Below are 22,662 nucleotides of genomic sequence, written 5' to 3'. Positions count from 1 at the left end.
GAAAGTAGAGGAGAATTTGTTATGGAGAAACTAATTATTCCCACAAACAAAATAGTGGCTAATAAGGGTACGCGCTTAAAAGATGTGACAGAAAGTATTACAACACCTGTAGTTGATAATACGAAAATTTTATGCGAAATCAGCCACAAGCTGGATATTATTCTAAAAAGATTGGAGGAGAGTAGTGGTAAAACCGACAATTAGCTACGCGGTAGCTGTGCAAAAATATAAGGCTGAGTTAAACGAAAAAATAGTCGAGTTGAATAAGCAAATACCAATACCTACTTACATGATAGAAGGCATTGTTGCAAGCGTATTATCTGATATGCGTTCGGCAGTGATTGCGGAAAACTCGATGGAATATGAAGCGTATGTGAAACAGTTAGAAGACTATTTTAACTCTAGAGAACGCGAACTTAACGACGAAATTTTGAAAATAAAAGCCGAAAAAACTGAAAAAACTGAAAAAGGTGAAACGGCTGGGAAAGGTGAAGATGCTGAAGAATGTGTTAATTAGTAGTCATGTGTTGAAAAATAATATCAGTTGAAATGCTGAAATGTTGAAATGTTAGGGCAGGTGTGGGTTAAACCATGCCTGCCATTTTTTATTACTTTCTACTTTTTGTTTTTTGTTTTTATAAGAGTACTGGCAAATGTTAGGAAAACTTGTAAGGAGAATTATGAGAGGATTTTGGAATATTGCTCAACTGGCTTTCACACTGGTAGGCGGCTGGCTGGGATACTTTTTAGGCGGGTGCGACGGGCTTATCCTCGCACTCGTTTTATTTGTGGTTGCGGATTATATTACAGGCGTGATGTGTGCTGTTACGGATAAGAAACTGTCTAGCAGCATTGGTTTTAAGGGCATTTTTAGAAAGGTGCTCATTTTTATGCTTGTTGGCATAGCAAACATTATAGATTTTCATGTTTTGAAACAAGGAAGCGTGATGAGAACCGCAGTAATTTTCTTCTACCTATCTAACGAAGGATTATCTTTAACCGAAAACGCGGCTCACCTGGGGCTTCCCGTGCCTGAGAAATTAAAAAACGTTTTAGAACAATTACACGACAAGAACAGAAAGGACAATACTCATGAGTAAAAAAGGAATAGACGTGTCAGAATGGCAGGGTGACATTGATTTCAACGCGGTGAAAGCATCCGGCATTGAGTTTGTGATCATTCGAGCAGGATACGGTATCGGATGCAAAGACAAGTGGTTTGAACAGAACTATCGTAAAGCAAAAACATGCGGTCTTGATGTTGGAGCCTACTGGTATTCGTACGCAAACTCTGCTTCTGAAGCGTCTGAGGAAGCTCAAAGCTGTGTGAACATGCTTTCAGGTAAGAGTTTTGAGTATCCTGTTTACTTTGATTTGGAAGAAAAAAGCCAGCTTAACCGTGGGCGAGCTTTCTGCGATTCGCTGATTACCAGTTTTTGCAATAAGCTGGAAGCTTGCGGGTATTATGCAGGTTTTTACACTTCGCTTTCAACTGCTAATAATCTTGTGTCATCTCATGTTAGAAACCGTTACGCTTTGTGGATCGCACAGTGGAACACGCACTGCAATTATCAAGGTTCGTATGGTCTTTGGCAATACTCGTCAAGTGGCAGTGTGCCTGGAGTAGCCGGCAGAGTTGACATGGATTATGCTTACAAGGATTATCCGAGCATTATTAAAAACGCTGGATTAAACGGGTGTAAAAACGGCGGATCCAATCAAGCTGCGCGCACGTCAAGTATTGATGAGGTGGCGCGAGAAGTTATTAACGGCGCTTGGGGTAACGGCAGCACGCGTAAACAGCGTTTAACTTCTGCCGGATACGATTATGCGAGCGTGCAAAATAAGGTTAATAGGCTTCTCGGTGTTAAAGCCTGTAGAAAGTCAGTTGATGAGCTTGCACGTGAAGTAATCCGAGGCACGTGGGGTAACGGAAATGAGCGTAAACAGCGTCTAGCTCAAGCAGGATACGATTATGATACGGTACAAAAACGAGTAAACGAACTCTTGTAAAACAGTTTGAAACATGTAAAGCCCGAGGCTTGTTCCTACACTGGAGCAATCCTCGGGCTTTTTTTATTTTTTTTTTAAGGTTAAATTGTCAAGTCAAGAGGTTAAAAAACACTGTTTTTTCTTTGCCTGTGATGTAAGGAGGCACAGGCAAATGAATATGGAAGAAAAACAGCAAGTCAAATTACTAAGAGATGAAGGCCTTAGCTATACGCAGATTGCAAACCGTATGGATGTTTCCGTTAATACGATTAAAAGCTACTGCAAACGTAACAGTCTAGGCGTAATCCAGTCTATGAAAACACAGACGGAATTATGTGAATCTTGTTCAAAACCAATTAAGCAAAACAAAGGAAGAAAAGTTAAACGTTTCTGCTCTGACGCGTGTAGAAACACGTGGTGGAACAAGCATACACAGTTGGTAAAAAGACAGGCAAACTATGAGTGTGCTTGTCTTAACTGCAAAAATTCTTTTATCTCTTACGGTAATAAAACCAGAAAATACTGCTGCCACGCCTGCTATATAGAACATCGTTTTGAAGGTGAGCATCATGCAAATAAGTAATGATGCTCACGGGCTAAAGGATGTTAAAGCGAGGGCTTGGACAAAAGAGAGTATGCAGGCGGATTTTTGTTTTGAAATAGCCGAAAAACTTACCGTTTCACTCTTTAAAAAAGGGCTTATCAGCGAGCAAGAAAAAGAAAAAATAAGCCGTCTTAACAGGGAAAAATTTCACCCGTTTTACAAGGAATTATTGGGTTAAAAGCTTGATAAACACTGCTTTTAGAGTGATGAATAGTATTAGCTGAAAGTGAGGGAAATAGTGAAAGAAATAATAAAAATAGACTCTACAATACGAAAAACTGGTTTTGAGAAAAAGACGCGGGTTGCAGCGTATGCGAGAGTTTCTAGTGATAGTGATGAGCAGCTTCTCAGTCTAGAAGTGCAGAAGGAGCATTACGAAAACTATATTAAGTCTAATCCATGCTGGGAGTATGCGGGGCTTTACTTTGACGAGGGTATTAGCGGCACGAAAATCGGTAAGCGTGAAAGTCTTAAACAACTGCTTAAAGACTGTCAGAGCGGTCAGATAGACAGGATTGTTACAAAGTCTATTAGTAGGCTTGCAAGAAACACGGTTGACTGTCTTGAAATAGTTAGAAAACTTACCGGTCTTGGTATTTATTTGTATTTTGAGAAAGAAAACATTGATACCGAGCATATGAGTTCAGAGCTTATGCTTTCCATCCTGAGTTCCATTGCACAAAGCGAGTCAAAATCCATCTCGGAAAACAACACGTGGGCAATTCAAAAACGGTTCGAAAACGGAAGCTTCGTCATTTCCTGCCCTGCGTATGGGTATAAAAACGAGAATAAGAAAATGATTATAGTTCCCGAGCAAGCCAGGGTAGTAAAAGAAATTTTCAACATGGCTCTTTCCGGCATGGGTGGAGAAGCAATAGCACGAGTATTGACCGATAAAAAGATTCCAACTAAAAAGGGCGGAAGTTGGACTTCAAGTACCGTGAACGCTGTTTTGACTAATAAAACATACACAGGGGATGTGATTTTTCAGAAAACATACACGGATGATAGTTTTAACCGTCATAAAAACTGTGGCGAGAAACAACAGTATGTTATTGAAAACCATCACGAGGCTATCATCAGTCATGAAACTTTTAATCTTGTAAAAGAGATTATCGCGTGGAGAAGAAGTGAAAATAACATAGTATGTGGTAGTGGTAAGTACAATAAGCTTTATGCGTTTTCAGCTAAAATTCGTTGTGGTGTGTGTGGAAGCAAGTGTAAAAGACGAATAATTTATCAACATAATAAGGCGTATGGCATATGGGTTTGTATAACGCATCTTGAAGATATTCATGCTTGTTCACAAAAGTCTGTTATGGAAAGTTATCTTAAAATTTCCTTCCTGCAAATGTTAAACAAGTTAAAAGCAGGATACGTTCAAATATTAACGCCTTTCATAAAAAGCTTAAGAAACGTGAATAGTAAAGACGGTTTGAACAAAGTTATCGAACTCGAAGAAAAAATAGCTAAATTGCAAGAACAAGAGCAAGTACTCAGTAAGCTTTTCGCCGGTGGATACATTGAGATGGATTCCTACTATCTAGAAAGCAATCAGCTTAAAACGGAAATAGATACTTGTCTTAAGGAAAAACTTAAGCTTTCCAACAGTTTAAACGGTAACTTAACGCACTTAAACGAGGCACAAAAACTTCAACGGTTCGTAAGCGTCACAGAAGTATTTAGCGAGTTTAAGGACGAGGATTTTCTAGATTTTGTAGACGATGTCGTAGTTAAAAGCAGAACAGAATTTATTTTTCATTTGAAATGCGGATTGGAATTAGAAGAAGAGGTGAAAGAAACATGGCACGCATCCCATATGGTTACAGAATAGTAGACGGTAAAGCGGTTATAGATGAAGTAAAAGCTCAAGAAGTAAGAGAGTTTTTTCGTTTCTATCTTGAATTTAAAAATATTTCTCAAGCTGCTAAAAAATCAGGTATAAAAAGGGATTGGCCAGTCACGGGCAAAATTCTTAGCAAGAAATTGTATTTAGGAACAGAGTTTTATCCTCAGATTATCGATGAGGATATGTTTAGACAAGTACAACAAATAAGGCATGAGAATGCTATCAGGAATCATCGTTATAAAGAGCCTAAGCCAATAAAGGAAATTCGGCTTATTACAAGCTACCAGTTAGAAAAGGTAGAAAAGAAATACGATGATCCTTATCGGCAAGCAGCATACGCTTACAGTCAAATCAAGGAGGTGTAAAATGAGTGCCAACGTTACAATTATTCCACCAAGAAAAATAGCGGGGAATACGGTAGATAAGCATGAAGATAAGCCGAAGTTAAGAGTAGTAGCGTATTGTCGTGTCAGTACTGACAGTGAAGAACAGGCAACAAGTTATGACACGCAAGTTCAGCATTATACGGATTATATTTCGAGAAATCCTCTCTGGGAGTTTGCTGGCATTTACGCTGATGACGGTATTTCAGGAACCAGCACGAAAAAACGTGTCGGTTTCAACGACATGATCCACGATTGCATGAGTGGCAAAGTAGACATGGTTATCACTAAGTCGATTAGCCGTTTTGCGAGAAACACTATAGACTGTTTAAAGTTTGTTAGACAGTTAAAAGACAAAAACATCCCGATCATTTTTGAAAAAGAAAACATCAACACCATGGAAGCAAGCGGAGAACTATTGCTTACTATCATGGCTTCTTTAGCTCAACAGGAATCAGCGTCGCTTTCTCAGAATGTGAAGCTTGGACTTAAGTTTCGCTACCAGGAAGGCAAAGTGCAAATCAACCATAACTGGTTTTTAGGATACACAAAAGACGATGAAGGGAATCTTGTAATTCTTGAACAGGAAGCAAAAGTCGTAAGAAGAATCTATAGAGAATATTTAGAAGGAGCAAGCCTTAGAGACATAGCGGAGGGCCTTGAAAAAGACGGCATTAAAAACGGTGCCGGGCATTTAAAATGGAATTTATCTAATATTAAAGGCATCTTGCAAAACGAAAAATATATTGGTGATGCTCTTTTACAAAAAACCATCACGACAGATTTTATCAACCATGTTCGTATAAAAAATGATGGAACAGAACCACAGTATTATGTAAAAGATAGCCACACGCCTATTATTCCAAGAGATATTTTCTTTAAAGTTCAAGAAGAAATGTTAAGACGAGCCAACATGTTTAGCGGTGAGGAGAACAAAAAAAGGAGAGTTTATTCCAGTAAGTACGCTCTATCCAGCCTGTGTGTTTGTTCTAAATGCGGGGATGTTTACAGAAGAATTGCTTGGAACAACCGAGGAGTGCATTCTGTTGTCTGGCGTTGTTGCACCAGAGTGAAAAACGGTCCTAGTGCTTGCGATGCTCCGACAGTACAAGAGAACGAACTGCAATCTGCCATAGTGAAAGCCATAAACAAGGTGTTTAGTATACCGGATGAAGTATTGGATACGTTGAATAACAATATTAGAGAAATTATCGCGGGCAACAACTTAAGCGAGCTTGAAACGGTTGATAAAAAAATCGCAGACAAACAAGCGACACTACTAACCTTGCTAAAAGCTAAAAAAGACTACACGAAAATAGCTGATGAGATTGATGAACTGAAGGCTAAGAAACAGCAGCTTCTTATAGAAAAAGCAGGTCAAGAAGATGCTAAAAGACGAATCAGAGAAATGGAAGATTTTCTGAAAAATGAGCGTCATGATATTGGTGAGTATGATGAGAAGCTAGTAAGAAAGTACATCAAGAAAATAAAAGTTTACGAGGACAAGTTCAGCGTAACTTTTAAATCAGAGATTAGTGTGAATATTGAAAGGGCATCGTAAAAGCCAAAAGAATGTGAGCGTTTGAAATGTTACAAAAGTCAGCCTAGGGGGAAATCCTCTCTAGGCTGTTTTTTATGCTCAAGAATCAAGCTATTAAACCAATCTTAAACATTTTAACGATAGCTTTTCCTATCGTTAAAAAGTGCACCCAATATCCATAGTGTGCACTCAAAAAAGTGTAGATATACTACCCGTTCACTCAATCCATGTCGAGACTGTCGTATTGATGTCAAAGGCTGATTAGGTGGGTGCATTGAAGGCTTTGTGTAGCAGGGGTTTGCAAGGGCTATCGTTAAAAGGTTTAATGCGAAGCAGCTTTAAGCTGGGTTCTTGCGGTTTTTGAGTGCGATTTTTCTGTATGAGGGAAGATATCAACGCTTTAGGGTCGAGTGCACAGGATGTTAACGTTAAAAGGTGCACCCACTTTGCACCCACCCTGTGAAGTGGGAAAAATTTATGCAGAAGGAAATGTACTGTATCATATGTGGGAGAAAAAATATACGAGTCTAGTGAACAGGTTTAATACTGTAGAATCAAGGCTTAAGGAAGTAAAAGCCGGCATTGTTGAAAAGCAAGCAAGACGTGATGAGGTTGAATATTTTATTGATGGCTTGAAAAAGCAGGACTTGTTAACAGTTTTCGATGAAAACGTCTGGCTCAGCATGGTCGACTATCTAACCGTACATAAAGATGGAAAGGTTGAGTTTACCTTCCTTGATGGGAGCGTAATGAAAATAGACGAGTAAATAACAGATATACAATATATAAAGGCTAGTCAATATAGATTTTTTCTCGTATAATTAGCACAAGAAAAATTAGTATAAAAGGTTGACAATGCTATGGGAAATCTGACAAAATCCTTGACAGACAGACAGACAGACAGACAGACAGACAGCATAACTCTGTCTCTTTTTACATAGAATTTTTTAATAGGCAGGAGCATGTACCTGATGGGTAGGTATGTGTTTCTGCCTATTTTTGTGCGATTTTTCAAAACAGTAATGTAAATCATTTGAACATATGAAAGAAATATAGAAATAATAAATGGAGTTGTGAGATGAAAGTGAAAATGAAAAGGATAATGGGATTATTCCTTGCTCTAGCAGTGTTTATGGGTTGCCTGTCTTTAAATCCAATAGCTAGCTATGCAGAGGAGAATACTTTTAATATCAATGCTGGTAGTGTAAATATAACAAAAAGCGGTAATTATACGATTAACGGAACAGGTCGAGCAACGCCAAATACGATTAGTGTGACAGGAAGTAATATCACCGCTAAGATTACCCTAAACAATGTAAACATTGATGTTTCTAATCAATCTTACAACGCGGCTTTTCGTGCAAAAAGTTATGGTCAATCTAATGTTCATTTAACGATAATACTACAAGGAACAAATTTGTTGAAGTCAGGTGGAGAGCGGGCTGGGTTAACATGGAACAATTCCGATAATAGTTCAATGTTAGAAATCGAGGGTGATGGTTCTCTAACCGCAACAGGCGGAAAAAATGCAGCAGGGATTGGATCGAATTGGAGTCATAACGGTGGTACAAGGAACATTAAAATCACTGGTGGAACCGTGATCGCAACAGGCGGAGATGGTGCTGCTGGCATTGGTGGTGATCGCGGTAACTCAGCAGAAAACATCAAAATCACTGGCGGAACCGTAACCGCAATAGGCGGGTGGGATGCTGCTGGCATTGGTGGTGGTGGTAGTTATTCAGGAAAAAACATTACAATCGCTGGTGGAACCGTAACCGCAATAGGCGGGTGGGATGCTGCTGGCATTGGTGGTGGTCGTCAGGGTGGTTCAGGAGAAAACATTACAATCACTGGTGGAACCGTGATCGCAACAGGCATGCGGTATGGAGCTGGCATTGGTGGTGGTGCTTGGGGTTCAGGAAAAGGCCTTACAATCACTGGTGGAACCGTAACCGCAACAGGCGGATATGCTGCTGCTGGCATTGGTGGTGGTTCAGCAGACATCAAAATCACTGGCGGAAGCGTCAAAGTGAGTGGATTCGGTGCAATACCAACCGATGGCAAGGGCAATAACGTCTACCTTGCTAAACTGGAAAATCAGGACGGTGTGAATACTGTAGACAGTGGCACAGGAAATGCAAAAACATTCACAAGAGCAGGCAACCATCCTGGCGGAGATACCGCATTTTATCTGTATCTGACAGGACAAGACCATGACCTTGTTACTTCTAAAGGGAAATATAAGGCAAAATGGAATAGTACTACGAATGCATTTACAGTAAATCCAAAAGTATTTGATAAAGATCATGTAACGGCTATGGCAGTAATACAGCAGCCTACAAAACTCATCTACAAGGACGGAGAACCACTAGACCTAACAGGACTAAAAGTAAAGTTAACAGACAATCAAACCTTGACACAAGAAGTAGAATTTAAAGATTTTGGTCAATATAGCATTACGGCAACTCCTGAGAATGGTGCAGAACTGAAGCTAACTGATGGCGGAAATCCTGTTAAGTTAACGAGAGGAAACTTGACTGCAACAACAAATGATTTGAAGGTAGCGAAGTTTAATCCAACTTCTATGAGTGTTGAGCATCAGCCTAATAAGTTGAGTTACACTGAGGGTGAGAATCTGAACTTAGATGGTCTTACTGTAAAGTTGTCAGATGGTCATGTGACAAGAGTCGTAGAGCCTAAAGACTTTGAGGCAAATGGGATTAAGGCAACTCCTGAGAATGGTACAAAACTAGCACTAACTGATGGTGGAAATCCTGTTACTTTAACTAAAAAAGATTTGGCTGATGCTGTGACTTTAAATCTGACGGTAGAGAAGTTTAAGCCAACGTCTATGAGTGTGACGAGCCAGCCTACTAAGTTGAAGTACACTGAGGGAGAGACCCTAGATTTAACTGGTCTTGTTGTAACGTTAAAGGACGATGCTAAGGGTGTGACGAAAGACGTGACTCCTGCAGAATTTGAAGCGAATGGCATCACGGCAACTCCTGAGAATGGTAAGAAACTAGAGTTAACTGATGGAAAGCCTGTAACCTTAACAAGAGGAAGATTGACTGCAGAAACAAGTGCTTTGAAGGTGAAGGCGAGAGTGTTTGACCCAAGTTCTGGCTCTGGTTCTGGTATGAACGATGATGCGCCTACTACTGTGGATAAGGGCGAGTTGAATATTCAGATTGATAGTGCTGAAAGTGATTATAAGTCTGGCTATGCTGGAAATGGATCTGGTGCGGCCGTTAAGCAGGCGGCGGATATTGTTAGACGAGGCTTTGGCGCAGGCTAAGCGTGTTGCGGCTAATCCAAACGCAACGCAGGCTCAGGTGGATTCTGCTACACGCAGACTTGCAGATGCTCGTAAGGCGCTTACAGATGCTCGTAAGGCTCAGCCTAAAAAGCATATTTGTGTGATTCCTAAGACAGGCGAATCGGCATCGTTTGAAGGCTTGCTTGCAGCACTTGGTTTCTCGATTGCCGGACTTGCAATTCTTCGTAAGAAGAAAATGATGGAAGAAAACAAGTAAGTAGGCACTGCTTGTTTTAAGTAACGAGCATTGTTTATTAGAAGATGGCTCTAGCGATATGTTAGAGCCATCTTTTTTGTATGCTATTTTTTAAGTGTTATTTGAGATGTAAGCTTTCTTATTCTCAATAAAAAAAAGTATGATGCTTTAAGTCAAAGTTTCAGGATTCCTATAAATAGTTTCAGAGTTCAAAGTCAAAGTTTCAGAGTTCAAAGTCAAAGTTTCAGAGTTCAAGGGCAAGGTTTCATTGTATCCAACACGTAATGAAACTAGATTCTTCATGCTGAATTATTCTTTTCTTTTTTGGAAATAATGGTGTTCAAAAAAGGAGTAGATAAAAAGTATGCGCTATGGGTATGCAAGGGTGTCTACAAAGGATCAGTGTGTAGACAGACAGTTTAAGGCTTTGGAAGACAGTGGCATTAGAAAAGGCTGTATTTATGTTGACAAGGCATCAGGGAAGGATTTCAACCGTAGAAATTATTTGAGATTGTTTAGACGTTTGAGATCTGGTGATGAGTTGTTTGTGAAGTCGATTGACCGTTTAGGTAGAAACTATGATGAGATTATTGAGCAGTGGAACAAAATCACGAAAGAAAAAGAAGCAAATATTGTAGTGTTGGATTGTCCTTTGCTGGATACGAGAAAACATGTAAATGGTGTAACAGGTAAGTTTATTGCCGATCTTGTATTGCAGATTTTATCGTATGTTGCTCAAGTTGAGCGAGAAAATATTCATCAAAGACAGATGGAAGGGATTCGTGTTGCCAGACAAAGAGGTGTGGTGTTTGGTAGGTCAAAGATTGAGATCCCTGATGATTTTTATGCTGTGGCGACTAGGTGGCAGCGTGGACAGGTAAATTTGCGTGAGGGTGCAGAAATGCTTTCTGTTTCGCATACTACCTTTTCTAAGTGGCTACATGCAAGAAAAATTGAAAAAATTTGTAAATAAATCTAGGAATTAATTTACAAATAAATATTGCAAATCAACCCTGCCTTTTCCTTGATTTTACTACGCTTGCTGACAAAAAGCCACTGTGTAAATTAAACCCTACTTTAGTTGCCATCAACATGAAAATGCGGGGTGAATAAATATGACAGCAAGAATAATAAAAAAATGGATGATCCTATTACTGGCGGTGGTCATGCTTATAAGCATGGCTCCATTAAATGTGAGTGCAAGTGCAAGTGCAAGTGAAACTGATAAGACTTATCAGGCGTATGATGCTAGTCAGCATAGAAAAGTTATAAGTGAAAATGGAACAACAGATTCAGAATGGTCCTTATGTATGGATCATCATAAACAATCTCCAGGAAAACCCGGTGAAGCCACAGGGAAATATTCAAAAAACGAAAATGCTACGAAAGATACGTATGCTAGTAACGGTGGAAAAGGAGATTTTCAGAAAATCAAAAGGATGCTATTTTATAAATTAAAACATCCGGAACTTAATTATACAGTCTTACAAAATGAATATTACTATCAGCAAGACAATAAAACTAAAATTTATGATACACATTATAGTCAAAACCCAGAATTGAACAAGCAAAAACAAGACTTAAGAACTTTTGCTGAGGATTCTTCTCATGATGATGAGATTAATAGCATAATGGAAGTTTTTATTTATAAATCAAAAAACCCAAAGATGCAAAATTTAATTAGCGCGAAGCTGAAAGAAGTTCCAACATCAACAAAAGTTAAGTTTTCTAAGAAAGCATTAACAGAGAATGGAGAAGATCTTAAGGGAGCAACTATCCAATTGACAAAAGAAGATGGAAGCTTAGTCAAAAAATGGGTAACAGATGGAACGGTAACAGAGTTTGAATTAAAAGACGGAAAGTACACATTCACAGAAACATCTGCACCAGCTAAATATCAAGTAGCGACAGCAATAACATTTGAAGTAAAAAATGGAAAAGCAATAGTGAAAGGTATAGCTGTAACAGGAAACACGATAGTGATGGTAGACAAACTGAAAGAAGTTCCAACATCAACAAAAGTTAAGTTTTCTAAGAAAGCATTAACAGAGAATGGAGAAGATCTTAAGGGAGCAACTATCCAATTGACAAAAGAAGATGGAAGCTTAGTCAAAAAATGGGTAACAGATGGAACGGTAACAGAGTTTGAATTAAAAGACGGAAAGTACACATTCACAGAAACATCTGCACCAGCTAAATATCAAGTAGCGACAGCAATAACATTTGAAGTAAAAAATGGAAAAGCAATAGTGAAAGGTATAGCTGTAACAGGAAACACGATAGTGATGGTAGACAAACTGAAAGAAGTTCCAACACCACCATCAACATTACCTAAGACTGGTGAATCCAGCTCTCTTGGCGCATTTCTTTCTGCGTTGGGGCTATCTTTAGCTGGTCTTGTAGTACTTTACAAAAAAATGAAGGCTTGTGAATAACGTCAAATAAATTTAGCATAAAAGGTTGGCAAGCCATGAAAAGACTGACAAAATCCTTGACAGATAAACAGACAGACAGCATAACTCTGTCTATTTTCACGTAGAATTTTTTAATTGGCAGAAATATATACCTGATGGATAGGTATGTGTTTCTGCCTATTTTTATGCAATTTTTCAAAACAATAAAAAGAACATTATTAGATTTATAAGGAGATATGAATAAGATGAAATTATTAGCAAAAAAGACAATGGGGCTACTGCTGGCAACATTAGTAGCATTTGGCGTAGTAGCTGGAACTACGCAGGCATTTGCTGGTGGCGATGCGGTAGCATCTAAGCAAGCCGACAAATATACGGAAATAGACATGCAGGAACCGTATATAAAAGACGCAGAGCTGCATGTTTATTCTGTAAAAGACGATAATGGCTCGCCTGCAGCCGCGATAACTATCACTCACAAAAATTCGGGTGGAGTTGACCCTCAGCTTACAGGCGTAAGGGAGTACACTGCCGCTGCAAAAGAAGGTTGGGTTTTTAAGAATTGGACGTACAAGCAGTTTTTAAAAGGCAAGGACTACGGAAACCAAAAAGGTATTTTCTATTCATTTTCGAAAGATCACAACAACAAGAGCATTCCTTATACATCGGGAAATGTGATTTCCGTAAACAGAACGGGAACTATAGGAGAATCAACATTAATTAAGCGAATTTATAAGGTCTATGCAAACCTTAATCCTACTATCACGGCAACTGCCGGTGAAGGCGGATCGATAACTCCTGCCGGAAAGACAGAAGTCACATACGGAGAAAATCAGAAATACAATTTTACAGCCAACGAAGGATACAGAATAGCTTCGCTGAAGATAGACGGAGTAGAACAGACCGTCGAACATACAGCTTCGGGTTCATATGAATTCAAGGCTGTAAAATCGCCTCACACTATAGAAGTAAGCTTTGTAAGAGAATACACGATAACTTATACTGATGGCGTTGACAACGAAGCAATTTTTACCGATCAGGTTTACAAAGCTGCTTCGGGTTCCGATACTCCTGCTTTTGAGGGAACCGCTCCAAGCAGAAAAGATTATGTTTTTACAGGCTGGACTCCTACCGTTGCAGATAAGGTGACTGCTAACGTAACATACGTCGCTCAGTGGAAGCGGATTCAAAGAACAGTTACTTTCAAGGATGGCGATAAGACTCATGCAAAAGTGAAAGTGGAAACTGGTAAGGCTATTAATACTGATGCGTTGACTAATGAGTCCATGCCGAAGGATACAACGAAGGACGGTTATACCTTCAAGGAGTGGAATACGAAGGAAAATGGTAAGGGTGAGACGTTTACGGGAGAAAGCGTAGTTAATGGTGATATGACTGTGTATGCCATTTACACGAAAGATTCTGCTCCAACTCCAACACCGACGCCAGCTCCTAAGCCGGCTCCAACGCCGACGCCGGCTCCAACACCAACTCCGACGCCGACACCGGCTCCGACACCGACACCGGCTCCTAAGCCGCAGCCTGAAAAGCGTATTGGCATGATTCCTAAGACAGGCGAATCGGCATCGTTTGAAGGCTTGCTTGCAGCACTTGGTTTCTCGATTGCCGGACTTGCAATTCTTCGTAAGAAGAAAATGATGGAAGAAAACAAGTAAGTAGGCGCTGCTTGTTTTAAGTAACGAGTATTGGTTATTAGAAGATGGCTCTAGCGATATGTTAGAGCCATCTTTTTGTATGTTATCTTTTTAGTGTTATTTGAGAGCCCAGTTTGGCTGTTTGAGGGAACATGTCTACGCTCTAGGGTTGAGTGCACAGGATGTTAACGTTAAAAAGTGCACCCACTTTGCACCCAGGGTGGTTTATGCAAAAGTAACCATAAAAGTAATTACAATAGAAGTCCAAAAAAGTCCTAGTTTTTGCTGTAAGAATTCCCGTAAAAGGGACAGCATATGGATGTTACTAATTAATTCTATATACTAGGAGAAAATAAAACACTGAGTATGTGAAAACTATATTTCATAAGTAATCACATACTCATATGTTATCTATAGTTTTATTCGTATTTAAATAGTTTGCGAGATAAAAAGAAACTGATTGCACCAATTATGAAAAGAATTCCCACCGTGGTATATAAGTTATAAAGGTTCATAGTGCCGTACAACAAAGATTGTCTCAAGGCTTTAATAATCCAAGTAAGCGGATTACACCAAATAATTGGCTGTAGGAATGATGGCCACACAGAGATGGGGAAGAAAACACCCCCAAGAAAAATAGCGATCAAATTACTCAGATTGCCAACCATTGTGGCAGATCTTGATGTAGGCAGAAAAGAACTAATGAAAAATCCCAGTGATAGAATAGCGAAGATTCCAACTAAAATAATGGGTATTGCCATCCAACTATTATAATTAAAATGAAATTGGGCTTGTAATGCAAAATGAGCAAATGCAAGCAATAGTATTGTTTGCAATAGCATAAATATAATCTGGGATATGATAATTGCGAATATTATAATGCTAATTGGCAACTTAGAGGTTTTGAAAATCCTTAGTAAACCTTTTTCTCTGTATGAAGAAATCATAACTGGAATGGCTACTAGAGCAACAGCTGCATAAGCCATGCATAAAATTCCAGGTGTTAAAAAGCTTGAATATGTTATGCCATAGTGTGTACCATCTTTTTCGCCTGCAACAGACATAAGTGTAAGCATGACTAGTGGAAAAATAAAGGAAGGCACTAGAAAAGCTTTATTTCGCAATTCCATTTTGAAAAAGATGTAGCTTAATCTAATTAGTTTATGCATGGTAGTTTTTCTCCTTATAGTAATGAAGAGTATAAACGTCGGTCATATTGGGAATGCGAAATTGATTTCCCATTTGTATGAGATTATCCATAGTCCCATAGTGGCGGAAGAAGCGGTTAGCATCTTTTACATAAAGAACTAAATTATCGCCGTCGTATGTATTCTCAATTTCTTCAAGGTTAAATAAAGAAGTATTATTTTTAGAAACAATTACAACATATTCAATTTCAAGCGCATCAATTAGCTCTTTTGGAGAACCTGTTGCAATTACTTTCCCATGACTTAACATAATTACTTGATCAGCATTTTCTTGAACTTCATCCATATAATGACTACTAAAAAGTAAGATAGTAGGATGTGTATGACGGTATTTATTTATAATCTTCCAGTACTCTTTACGCGCTTCCTGATCAAGACCAGTTGTTGGTTCATCAAGAATAATTAAATCAGGATCTCCAAACGTTGCGCAGAGTAAATTAAGATTGCGCTGCTGACCTCCTGAAAGATTAATTACTAATTGTTTTTCTTTACCATTTAACTTAGCCATATTAATGATAGTGTTGGTATAAGATGGAGTTATTTCCACTCCTCGAAGAAGACCTTGGAATTGAATCCAATCTTTCACCGTGGCATTTTCAAAGCACTGTTCTGATTGAAAAACTTGAACTGACGAAAATGTATCACAAGAACTACTAGATTTGGAAATAGATCCAGTGCTGAGTGGTAAGAAACCTTGCAAAGCTTTGAATAGTGTACTCTTTCCAGCGCCGTTTTCGCCAATAACTGCAACGGCTCCTTCTGATATTTGTAAATGTTCAATATTTAAAGCAGGTTTTTGTTTCTTTGAATATTGAACAATAAGGTTATTAATTGTAATAGTCATATCAATCCTCTTCCGTTATTTTTTGGAATTGTGCCTGCCCTTTTTGATTAATAAATAGCACAGGATATTGAATAAATTCATTCAATAAATGCGAGCATTTTTCTATAGTAATAGTGTCTATTTTCCTAAAAATGCTATCATAGCTAGGATTTTCATTACCATCTAAAATTTCTATCGCCATTGCTTTAAAGCGTTCAATTACAGGCATTTCTTTTATTCTTTGAGCTTGTATATGAATTTCATTTATTGCAAAAGGTAATTCCTTTTTTAACAGATCATGATTTTTAGCAATTAAAGTAAGAGTATTAAGTACTTCGTGTTTAATAGATAGCTCTTTATCGGGAATTGAAACCCAATCGACAGCTAGTATCGCATCCTTAGCACTGGCTTTAAACCAAGCTATCATATAATACAAAGCAAATTGGCGCATTTGGTTTATATTCCAAAGCAAACCACTTCGCATACCTCTAGATAAGCAGTAAGAAATAGCTAGCATAGACAATTGTTCTTCTATATGTAATTTCCTATTTGTTCCAATAATAATTGATGAGAGGTTTGTTGGGCGTGCAAAAACTGAGAATTTCTCATCTTTATCGTAAGCATACTCTGTATGAAGTTTTGGTAAAGGTGAGTTAGTTCTATTGATTGATAATCTCTCATTGAGAGCCTTATAAAGAAAATTAGTTGGATCATCAATCAAGATAAGAGACTCATTTATGAGACTCTTCAAATAGCTTGGAAGCTGTTGTGAAAGATTATCCATTGTAGTGTGAACGTAGTGTGGATCAAGATTATTCTCTTCTCTCCAATATGAAAATTCGGCACTAAGGCGAGCTGCCTTTGTCATGTTTGTAGGAATAGCGAACATTTCACTTTCTAAAACAGATACGACGCTGTTTTCAGTGCTTTTATTCCATTGAGAAGAAATAATGGAGGATATAGCATCATTAATGAAACTTGCTGCTTTTTTAGTCGCTTGCGCGGTGAAAGCTAATGTTATTAAATCTCGAGAAGTAGCTGCTTTAGACTGTATTCCTCTATTATCTAAATATTCTCGTAATGTATTTCCATTAGGCATTTCTATTTCAAGGATAAGGTGTTCTAGTAAATGATGTTCATGTGGAAATCTATCATTTCTTGACCCTACTGGAAGAACGAGCATGACATTAATATGTGTTTCATCAAGAATTCTCTGTGAGCACCAAATTTTCATACTACGCCTTCTTTCCTATATGTACGACAGCCATAACTCCTGCTTGTGGTGGATATAGCTCAGCTAACTTAAGGATAGTGTCATCTCTAAAGCCGCCAGAACTAACTGATCCTAAGCCTATTAGATTCGTAGTAGTTTCGATAATCTGTGTCATGGCTCCAGCTTCAAGTAGTGAAAATCTATAACCGCGTTCGCCATATTTGTAAGTAACTTTATTAAACAAAGAAATTATGACAATTGATAGAGAAGCATATTGCTCATGATCTTCTAGTGTTAGTCTAAACTTCCCTTGCTTTACCAGTCGCAAAGACAAACTAGTCAAATCTAGATAATAGAAACCAGAAATTACTCCTTTGACATTCCTTACGTTGACGAAAACCTCATTAGGGAAACATGCACCAGCTGATGCATAACTTCGGTGCTGTAACGTTGGTGAAGATCCTAATAATGCCTTAAGAATTACAGACAACTCTTCCAATTCTACAGCCTCTGACGAAAAAGTACGCGTTGAGATTCTCTTGCTCCATATATTCATAATCTGTTGACTGTGAGTATCTAATATGTCAGACAATGGCACCGACGAGAGGTTTTCAGCGTTTATAGTCTTACCAAAAGAGTCTATGATAGCTGGTTGTGAGACTGCTCGTTGGATACTTGAACTGAGTTCTACTAAGTGCTTCTCATCTAAGCTTGAACGAAGATGATAAAGCTCGTAAACAGTTGGAACGTCTAATCCTCTCAATTGCGCTGTTGAGGAAGCTATTTCGGTATAAGAAAATTCATTAGCCATATATTGCTCCTATGGGAATGGATGGGGAATTGGATTAAGACAATCAGGTGTGTATGTAAACTCTTCGCTACATCTTGTGTTGTAAAAGCGAGATATTCTATTGCTACCCAAACGCTGCCAAACATGATCGTTAGAAATTTCTAATAGTCCAGGAATCAAAGAACGATAAACACAGTTATTAGTTGCAGCTACCTCATATTGAGTTAAATTAACGCAATAACTCTCATATCCTGCATCTTTCAAATGCTTAGCAAGATCAAATGCTGTATTCAAGTGAGAATTAATTGAGGATTGAAGCTCAGCAATAGAAATAGATTGTTTGGGGAACAAATAAGGAACTTTGTTAATCATTTTAGGGTTTGTAAATAATCCAACATGATCTTCAAAAGTTCTAATGCTATCATAAGAAGGAATGGACGTATCTAGTTTCGCAGCATTTTCAAATGTTTTTCTCCAAGTTATTCTACCTTGTGCTAGTTCGAGTAAAGTTTTTTCTGCTGCATCCTCATATGTTGCACGGCTAGCTGCGGCTACTAATAGTCCTTCTCCTGGTTTGTTATAAACACCTAGAATAGTCGGCACATTAATATCAGTAGTAATGTTAAGTAATTGAATATATTGAATACTATGCCTAAAATATCGGGAAATAAAATTGCTTAATCTGGTACTACTTTGCCAATCTAAGACTCTTGTTTTGCGCCCAAGTAGCCAAAAGAGCATGAATGCGTCCCTCTCGATTACTTCAAAAAGACCACTTAATACGGCTGTATCAGGAGAAGACGCACAAGATAAGCCGCTTGATACAGGTGCCCAAATGTTTGATTCATTTTTTTGTCTAACAAAGTAGGGGAGATAAACCGTAGCGGCAGGCACATATGTTTTTATTCCAGAGACGATCTCAGCTGCCTCTGTCCATGCGATGTTACTTGTTTCAAGAAATTTTTTAAAAGGAAAATTCTCTGAAGCATATTGGGAATCAGAATAGAATTGGAATTTGCTAGGATGTACTGCTATCTTGTTTAAGTTTTTAAATGAGCATAACGTCAAATTATCAGGAATAAGTGCAGCGCAATAACGTTCTAGTGATTCTCCGACTGCTGCTCCTAGAGCACTTTTGAAATCAGTGCCAGCCCCACTATTGAGCGTAGATCCTATCTTGGGAAGACCTAAATGTTCAACATTTGATACAAGAGCAGCAACAACACAAATTCTTGGATCGTCGTATTCTGGCAACCATTGAGTAACTTCTTTAATCAGACCCAATTTAGAATTTAAAAGTTTTGGAGAAAATAAATTAGTCGATATCATCATTATTTTCTTTCAAAAAAGGATTGACAGACCATTGCTTAATTTCAGATACGTGATTATTATCACAGCTGCATGTAGAGCACCGGGGATTCCTATAAAACTCTTCTACAGTTATTTGCATAGTAGATAAATTAAAGGCAAGAACTCGTTCTTGAAGAGGGGATTGAAACATACTAGAAGAAGCGTTGACAATTTGTTGACACTGTTTAGCAAGTATTCCAGATAAAAACTTAGCCTCTTGTGGTGAGATTTCCTGTACCTCTTGATTGGCATAAATTTTACTTGCATTAGAAAACAATCTAGCTTCATATGCGAAAGTTAGGTTAGAGAGACGCCGCAAATTGTAGCAACGTAGACATCCTGTACCTTGTGTAACATAAGGCCCTATTTTAACCGTGCCTTCTTCTATTGATACGTTTATATAATTAATATGCATGGTATTCATGCGATCTGCAAAAGAGAGTGTTGTAGCATTATCAATACCATGGTTAACATAAATTGCAATATTACATTCAGCTATTTGCTGTAACTTTGATAAATCAAGGTTTCTTACTGTCCAAGTAGGAAAGTTGGGAGTGAAGATATCGATCAACTCGTGATAAAGACTCTCGCTACCTATCACTCCCAAAGAAGGTGTACTAGTGATGCTCTCAGGAGATTCATTGTTAGATGTAATGCGCTCAGCTTTATTACAGAGCATAAGGTATTTAGCCTCTAACAGCTGCCCAAGAACTTTTTGGACTTTGCTAGAATCTAAGATATTAACTACCGTGGATTCTTTTATATCAAAGCCTGATTCTAATTCTGGTAGCAAGGGTATTAGAATTTGTTGCACATCGGGTCCAGATAATCTACACAATGCACCTTTGCTCTTTACCAAGACGCAATCTCCATCTTGAACAAACTGAACTCCGTGAGAAATTTTAATCATATATAACGCCTTCTACTCAATAACTTTATGCACACTTTATGCACACGAGCAGCAGAAGTAACAACAACAGCACCACACGCTATTCATTTCTGTTGGTTGTGACATAACTGCATCTGGTTCGTACAACATTGTTATTTCCACAATGTCCTCCTTAGAGTATTTATGTTTGTCATACTGAATCCAACATGCAGCATAATTATATAATGCGTCAATCTCTTATTCAAGAAAGTCCAAATTATATTTTTATTTTTTTTTAGGAATTAACACCATAATATTCGGAGAATTAATATATGTTTTCAACGTTCCAAATTAAAGTGGTTATTTCCTAGAAAGTGTGCATAGAATTGGTGTGTCGTTTTTATGCAAATATCGTTGCTGATAGAACGGTGTTTAGGTAAATTATTGGCGTTTCGTTTGTTGATAAATAAGTCGTGATCAACGATTTATTTTGTATTTCCTGTATGCAATATTTTGTCAGTGTTATTAACTTTCATTTCGGATTTCCTATCGTTTATGTTAGAATAATTTACTATTTGTATTGAATGTTTTGCGTTTATGAGGGAAAGAGTATTGCATGTTTTTTCATAGAAGCGTACCATAAGAGGAAGGTGTTTTACTATTGTAAAGATGCATAGTATGCCTTCTTATAAAGAGAGAGATATTTTGAAAAATATAATAGGCACAACTGGGAATAAAACTCATAGAGTAGTAGTCTGGATTTTCGGGGTTATAGGTATAATTGCTGTAATTGCAGCCGTTACTATAGGTGTCTTTCATTGGGTTTTATCGACAGAATATACAGTATCTGCTCATTCGGAGAAATTTGAAAATCTTCGGTTGCAGCATGCGGTTGTTGCAATCCCGCTGCATAACCCTCAGACATCTCTTATTCCCAATGGCAACGCATTTATGTCAATTGTTTATGAAGATGGCAGTTTTAAGCTGCATAAGGTGAGCAATATAGAAGGCCAAACGCCAATTTGGAATACTGAGGCGCTTCACTATACAGATTCCCGTGATAGTTATTTCATACCAGTGAACGCTGGAAAACCTACGGTAAACTCTATAGAAAAGGTGCAACGTCAGAATTTTGCATTTTCTCTTGCTAATGGCGGTTTTGTTGATCTGTATGACGAAAGCATGATGAAGCATAGAGGTAAAACAACATATAAGATTCTTTCTACGACTTCTAAAGGTGAGAGTAAGCAGCAAACAATACAATTTTCAGAGAGCCTATTTATTAAAACTTGTTCTACCTGTGGCAATCAAGCGTATGCAATTGCTCAAACAGACAAGCATGAAGTTGTATTGTATCGCATGGTCAATGAAGCAAATGTTGGCCTAAATGAGGTATCGCGGCACCATGAAAAAGACATGGTGGGTGAGCAATTATATCAAGGAGAAAATGAATCTACAGGAGTAATTGATGCTGCTTATAGCCCACGATGCAACAATGGTGTGATTACTTTCTTATATTCGTATGGTCCATCGTCTGCTCGCACAAAGGATATGGCAGTAGAACACAGCGATTCTGCTGATGATGTTAAAACTATTCAGGAACATTTTCTTGTGCGATGGGATGTGAAAACTGGTAAAATAACAACAATTCCATTGAAGAACAGCAAAGGTCAAGTGTTGTATGGTCCGACCACGGTCTCTTATGAGATTGCTGGTTACATAAACGCACAGGCATACGATGAAAAGCTTCTTCATATTGTTGATACCGAGAATGGACGAGTGTTTACTCTTGATACGCAAACAGGTGTTCTTCGCCGATTGTTAGATAAAGCTACGCGTCAAGAGTCGTCAGCGGGCGTCAACTATCGTTTGCTGATAGGAAACCATGAAATAGTTCGTATACCATCGATTATCGATACCTCTAATTTGAAGGATTTTGTTATCGAACGATTTGATAGGAAGACTGGAAAATTATTGAAAAAAATAAAAGTTAATAAAGATTTTCTCTATTTGACAGCTTAGAAAAATACGAATTTATATCCGGGAATTCCAGCTGTGAATCCAAAATGGTTGCAATGATCGGCAATTGACGTATTGGGCTTGATGCTTGTGAATGATTTTGCAGTGTCAAGCCCGATTTATTCTGTTTTATATATAGCACAAGTAAAAGAAAAATGTGGAATTAAAGAAAGAGAAAATTATAATAAACCTAAAAGAGAAGACTTAAAACAACCAATTTGTCCAATAGAAAAAGAAGAGGCAATAAAAGATGCGTTTAGATATTTTCAGATGATCTAATAGATGTTTGCTAAAGCTAAAATTTCAAAATTAGTATTTGAAAATGTTTAAGTTTAGTATCCTATTAATAATTAAATATTGAATAGAGTAAGTCTATTTTAGCAATAGGCGAGCACTATTATATAAATATAAATTATCAGAATATGAAATTGATTTTTCG

General features: G+C 38.0%; 24 protein-coding genes. 17 read left to right on the top strand and 7 right to left on the bottom strand.

Going from position 1 to position 22,662, the window contains the following annotated elements:
* Positions 1-21 precede the first annotated feature (21 nt).
* From HXT32_RS03080 to HXT32_RS03025, 12 genes are all read left to right on the top strand, one after another.
* On the top strand, positions 22-204 hold the full coding sequence (locus HXT32_RS03080; protein ID WP_065189411.1) for a hypothetical protein: 183 nt from the start codon (positions 22-24) through the stop codon (positions 202-204).
* Positions 185-517, top strand: coding sequence for a toxin (locus HXT32_RS03075; protein WP_422119058.1), 333 nt, complete (start codon positions 185-187; stop codon positions 515-517). Before HXT32_RS03080 ends, HXT32_RS03075 begins: the two co-directional genes overlap by 20 nt.
* A gap of 163 nt (positions 518-680) precedes the next feature.
* Positions 681-1,100 (top strand): phage holin family protein, encoded by a 420-nt coding sequence (locus HXT32_RS03070; RefSeq protein ID WP_032812430.1) that lies wholly within the window; start codon positions 681-683, stop codon positions 1,098-1,100.
* The gene (locus HXT32_RS03065; protein ID WP_422119057.1) at positions 1,093-2,013 is read left to right on the top strand and encodes a GH25 family lysozyme; all 921 of its coding nucleotides are present in this window, start codon (positions 1,093-1,095) and stop codon (positions 2,011-2,013) included. The genes HXT32_RS03070 and HXT32_RS03065 overlap by 8 nt, the downstream gene beginning before the upstream one ends.
* A 151-nt stretch (positions 2,014-2,164) precedes the next feature.
* Entirely contained in the window at positions 2,165-2,575 is a 411-nt protein-coding gene (locus tag HXT32_RS03060; RefSeq protein WP_422119056.1) for an RNA polymerase subunit sigma-70, read from the top strand.
* Positions 2,562-2,774 (top strand): SHOCT domain-containing protein, encoded by a 213-nt coding sequence (locus HXT32_RS03055; RefSeq protein WP_422119055.1) that lies wholly within the window; start codon positions 2,562-2,564, stop codon positions 2,772-2,774. The genes HXT32_RS03060 and HXT32_RS03055 overlap by 14 nt, the downstream gene beginning before the upstream one ends.
* 60 nt (positions 2,775-2,834) lie before the next feature.
* Positions 2,835-4,430 (top strand): recombinase family protein, encoded by a 1,596-nt coding sequence (locus HXT32_RS03050; RefSeq protein ID WP_422119054.1) that lies wholly within the window; start codon positions 2,835-2,837, stop codon positions 4,428-4,430.
* Positions 4,400-4,810 (top strand): hypothetical protein, encoded by a 411-nt coding sequence (locus HXT32_RS03045; RefSeq protein ID WP_004111243.1) that lies wholly within the window; start codon positions 4,400-4,402, stop codon positions 4,808-4,810. Before HXT32_RS03050 ends, HXT32_RS03045 begins: the two co-directional genes overlap by 31 nt.
* 1 nt (position 4,811) lies before the next feature.
* Positions 4,812-6,389 carry a recombinase family protein gene (locus tag HXT32_RS03040; protein ID WP_422119053.1) on the top strand — a complete coding sequence of 526 codons (1,578 nt, stop codon included), beginning with the start codon at positions 4,812-4,814 and terminating at the stop codon, positions 6,387-6,389.
* Between the two features lie 482 nt (positions 6,390-6,871).
* Positions 6,872-7,135, top strand: coding sequence for a hypothetical protein (locus HXT32_RS03035; protein WP_422119052.1), 264 nt, complete (start codon positions 6,872-6,874; stop codon positions 7,133-7,135).
* A 311-nt stretch (positions 7,136-7,446) separates the two neighbouring features.
* A complete protein-coding gene (locus HXT32_RS03030; RefSeq protein ID WP_422119051.1) occupies positions 7,447-9,666 on the top strand; it encodes a hypothetical protein in 2,220 nt (739 codons plus the stop codon).
* Positions 9,638-9,904 carry an LPXTG cell wall anchor domain-containing protein gene (locus HXT32_RS03025; RefSeq protein WP_422119050.1) on the top strand — a complete coding sequence of 89 codons (267 nt, stop codon included), beginning with the start codon at positions 9,638-9,640 and terminating at the stop codon, positions 9,902-9,904. Before HXT32_RS03030 ends, HXT32_RS03025 begins: the two co-directional genes overlap by 29 nt.
* A gap of 147 nt (positions 9,905-10,051) precedes the next feature.
* Here HXT32_RS03025 and HXT32_RS03020 read toward each other — a convergent pair whose 3' ends face one another.
* Entirely contained in the window at positions 10,052-10,186 is a 135-nt protein-coding gene (locus HXT32_RS03020; RefSeq protein WP_422119049.1) for a hypothetical protein, read from the bottom strand.
* 61 nt (positions 10,187-10,247) lie between these two features.
* Here HXT32_RS03020 and HXT32_RS03015 point away from each other — a divergent pair, with 61 nt between their 5' ends.
* The 3 genes from HXT32_RS03015 to HXT32_RS03005 all read left to right on the top strand — a co-directional run bounded on the left by HXT32_RS03015 (position 10,248) and on the right by HXT32_RS03005 (position 13,973).
* Positions 10,248-10,856 carry a recombinase family protein gene (locus HXT32_RS03015; RefSeq protein WP_019261852.1) on the top strand — a complete coding sequence of 203 codons (609 nt, stop codon included), beginning with the start codon at positions 10,248-10,250 and terminating at the stop codon, positions 10,854-10,856.
* Between the two features lie 142 nt (positions 10,857-10,998).
* On the top strand, positions 10,999-12,318 hold the full coding sequence (locus HXT32_RS03010; RefSeq protein ID WP_422119048.1) for a SpaA isopeptide-forming pilin-related protein: 1,320 nt from the start codon (positions 10,999-11,001) through the stop codon (positions 12,316-12,318).
* Positions 12,319-12,542: 224 nt separating this feature from the next.
* Complete coding sequence (locus HXT32_RS03005; protein WP_422119073.1) at positions 12,543-13,973, top strand: InlB B-repeat-containing protein; 1,431 nt, start codon at positions 12,543-12,545, stop codon at positions 13,971-13,973.
* Positions 13,974-14,371: 398 nt separating this feature from the next.
* On the opposite strand, the gene HXT32_RS03000 is transcribed toward HXT32_RS03005, so the two are convergent.
* Genes HXT32_RS03000 through HXT32_RS02975 form a run of 6 tightly spaced genes read right to left on the bottom strand, consistent with a single transcriptional unit; the run spans position 14,372 to position 20,246 of the window.
* On the bottom strand, positions 14,372-15,121 hold the full coding sequence (locus HXT32_RS03000; RefSeq protein ID WP_048730107.1) for an ABC transporter permease: 750 nt from the start codon (positions 15,119-15,121) through the stop codon (positions 14,372-14,374).
* Positions 15,114-16,004: an ATP-binding cassette domain-containing protein gene (locus HXT32_RS02995; protein WP_076002827.1), complete on the bottom strand. Its 891-nt coding sequence runs from the start codon at positions 16,002-16,004 to the stop codon at positions 15,114-15,116. Before HXT32_RS02995 ends, HXT32_RS03000 begins: the two co-directional genes overlap by 8 nt.
* A gap of 1 nt (position 16,005) precedes the next feature.
* Entirely contained in the window at positions 16,006-17,217 is a 1,212-nt protein-coding gene (locus tag HXT32_RS02990) for a hypothetical protein (protein ID WP_048730104.1), read from the bottom strand.
* Position 17,218: 1 nt separating this feature from the next.
* A complete protein-coding gene (locus HXT32_RS02985) occupies positions 17,219-18,007 on the bottom strand; it encodes a SagB/ThcOx family dehydrogenase (protein WP_076002828.1) in 789 nt (262 codons plus the stop codon).
* A gap of 9 nt (positions 18,008-18,016) precedes the next feature.
* Positions 18,017-19,315, bottom strand: coding sequence for a YcaO-like family protein (locus HXT32_RS02980; RefSeq protein ID WP_048730101.1), 1,299 nt, complete (start codon positions 19,313-19,315; stop codon positions 18,017-18,019).
* On the bottom strand, positions 19,302-20,246 hold the full coding sequence (locus tag HXT32_RS02975; protein WP_076002829.1) for a TOMM precursor leader peptide-binding protein: 945 nt from the start codon (positions 20,244-20,246) through the stop codon (positions 19,302-19,304). The genes HXT32_RS02980 and HXT32_RS02975 overlap by 14 nt, the downstream gene beginning before the upstream one ends.
* 636 nt (positions 20,247-20,882) lie before the next feature.
* Here HXT32_RS02975 and HXT32_RS02970 point away from each other — a divergent pair.
* A complete protein-coding gene (locus HXT32_RS02970; RefSeq protein WP_422119047.1) occupies positions 20,883-22,226 on the top strand; it encodes a hypothetical protein in 1,344 nt (447 codons plus the stop codon).
* Between the two features lie 87 nt (positions 22,227-22,313).
* A complete protein-coding gene (locus tag HXT32_RS02965) occupies positions 22,314-22,502 on the top strand; it encodes an RNA methyltransferase (RefSeq protein ID WP_422119046.1) in 189 nt (62 codons plus the stop codon).
* Positions 22,503-22,662: the final 160 nt, after the last annotated feature.

Source organism: Gardnerella sp. DNF00747, assembly GCF_049262675.1.
In the GTDB taxonomy this organism is placed as follows: domain Bacteria; phylum Actinomycetota; class Actinomycetes; order Actinomycetales; family Bifidobacteriaceae; genus Bifidobacterium; species Bifidobacterium swidsinskii.
The sequence above is the reverse complement of the archived record's forward strand: the minus strand, read 5'-3'. Positions and strand labels throughout refer to the sequence as shown.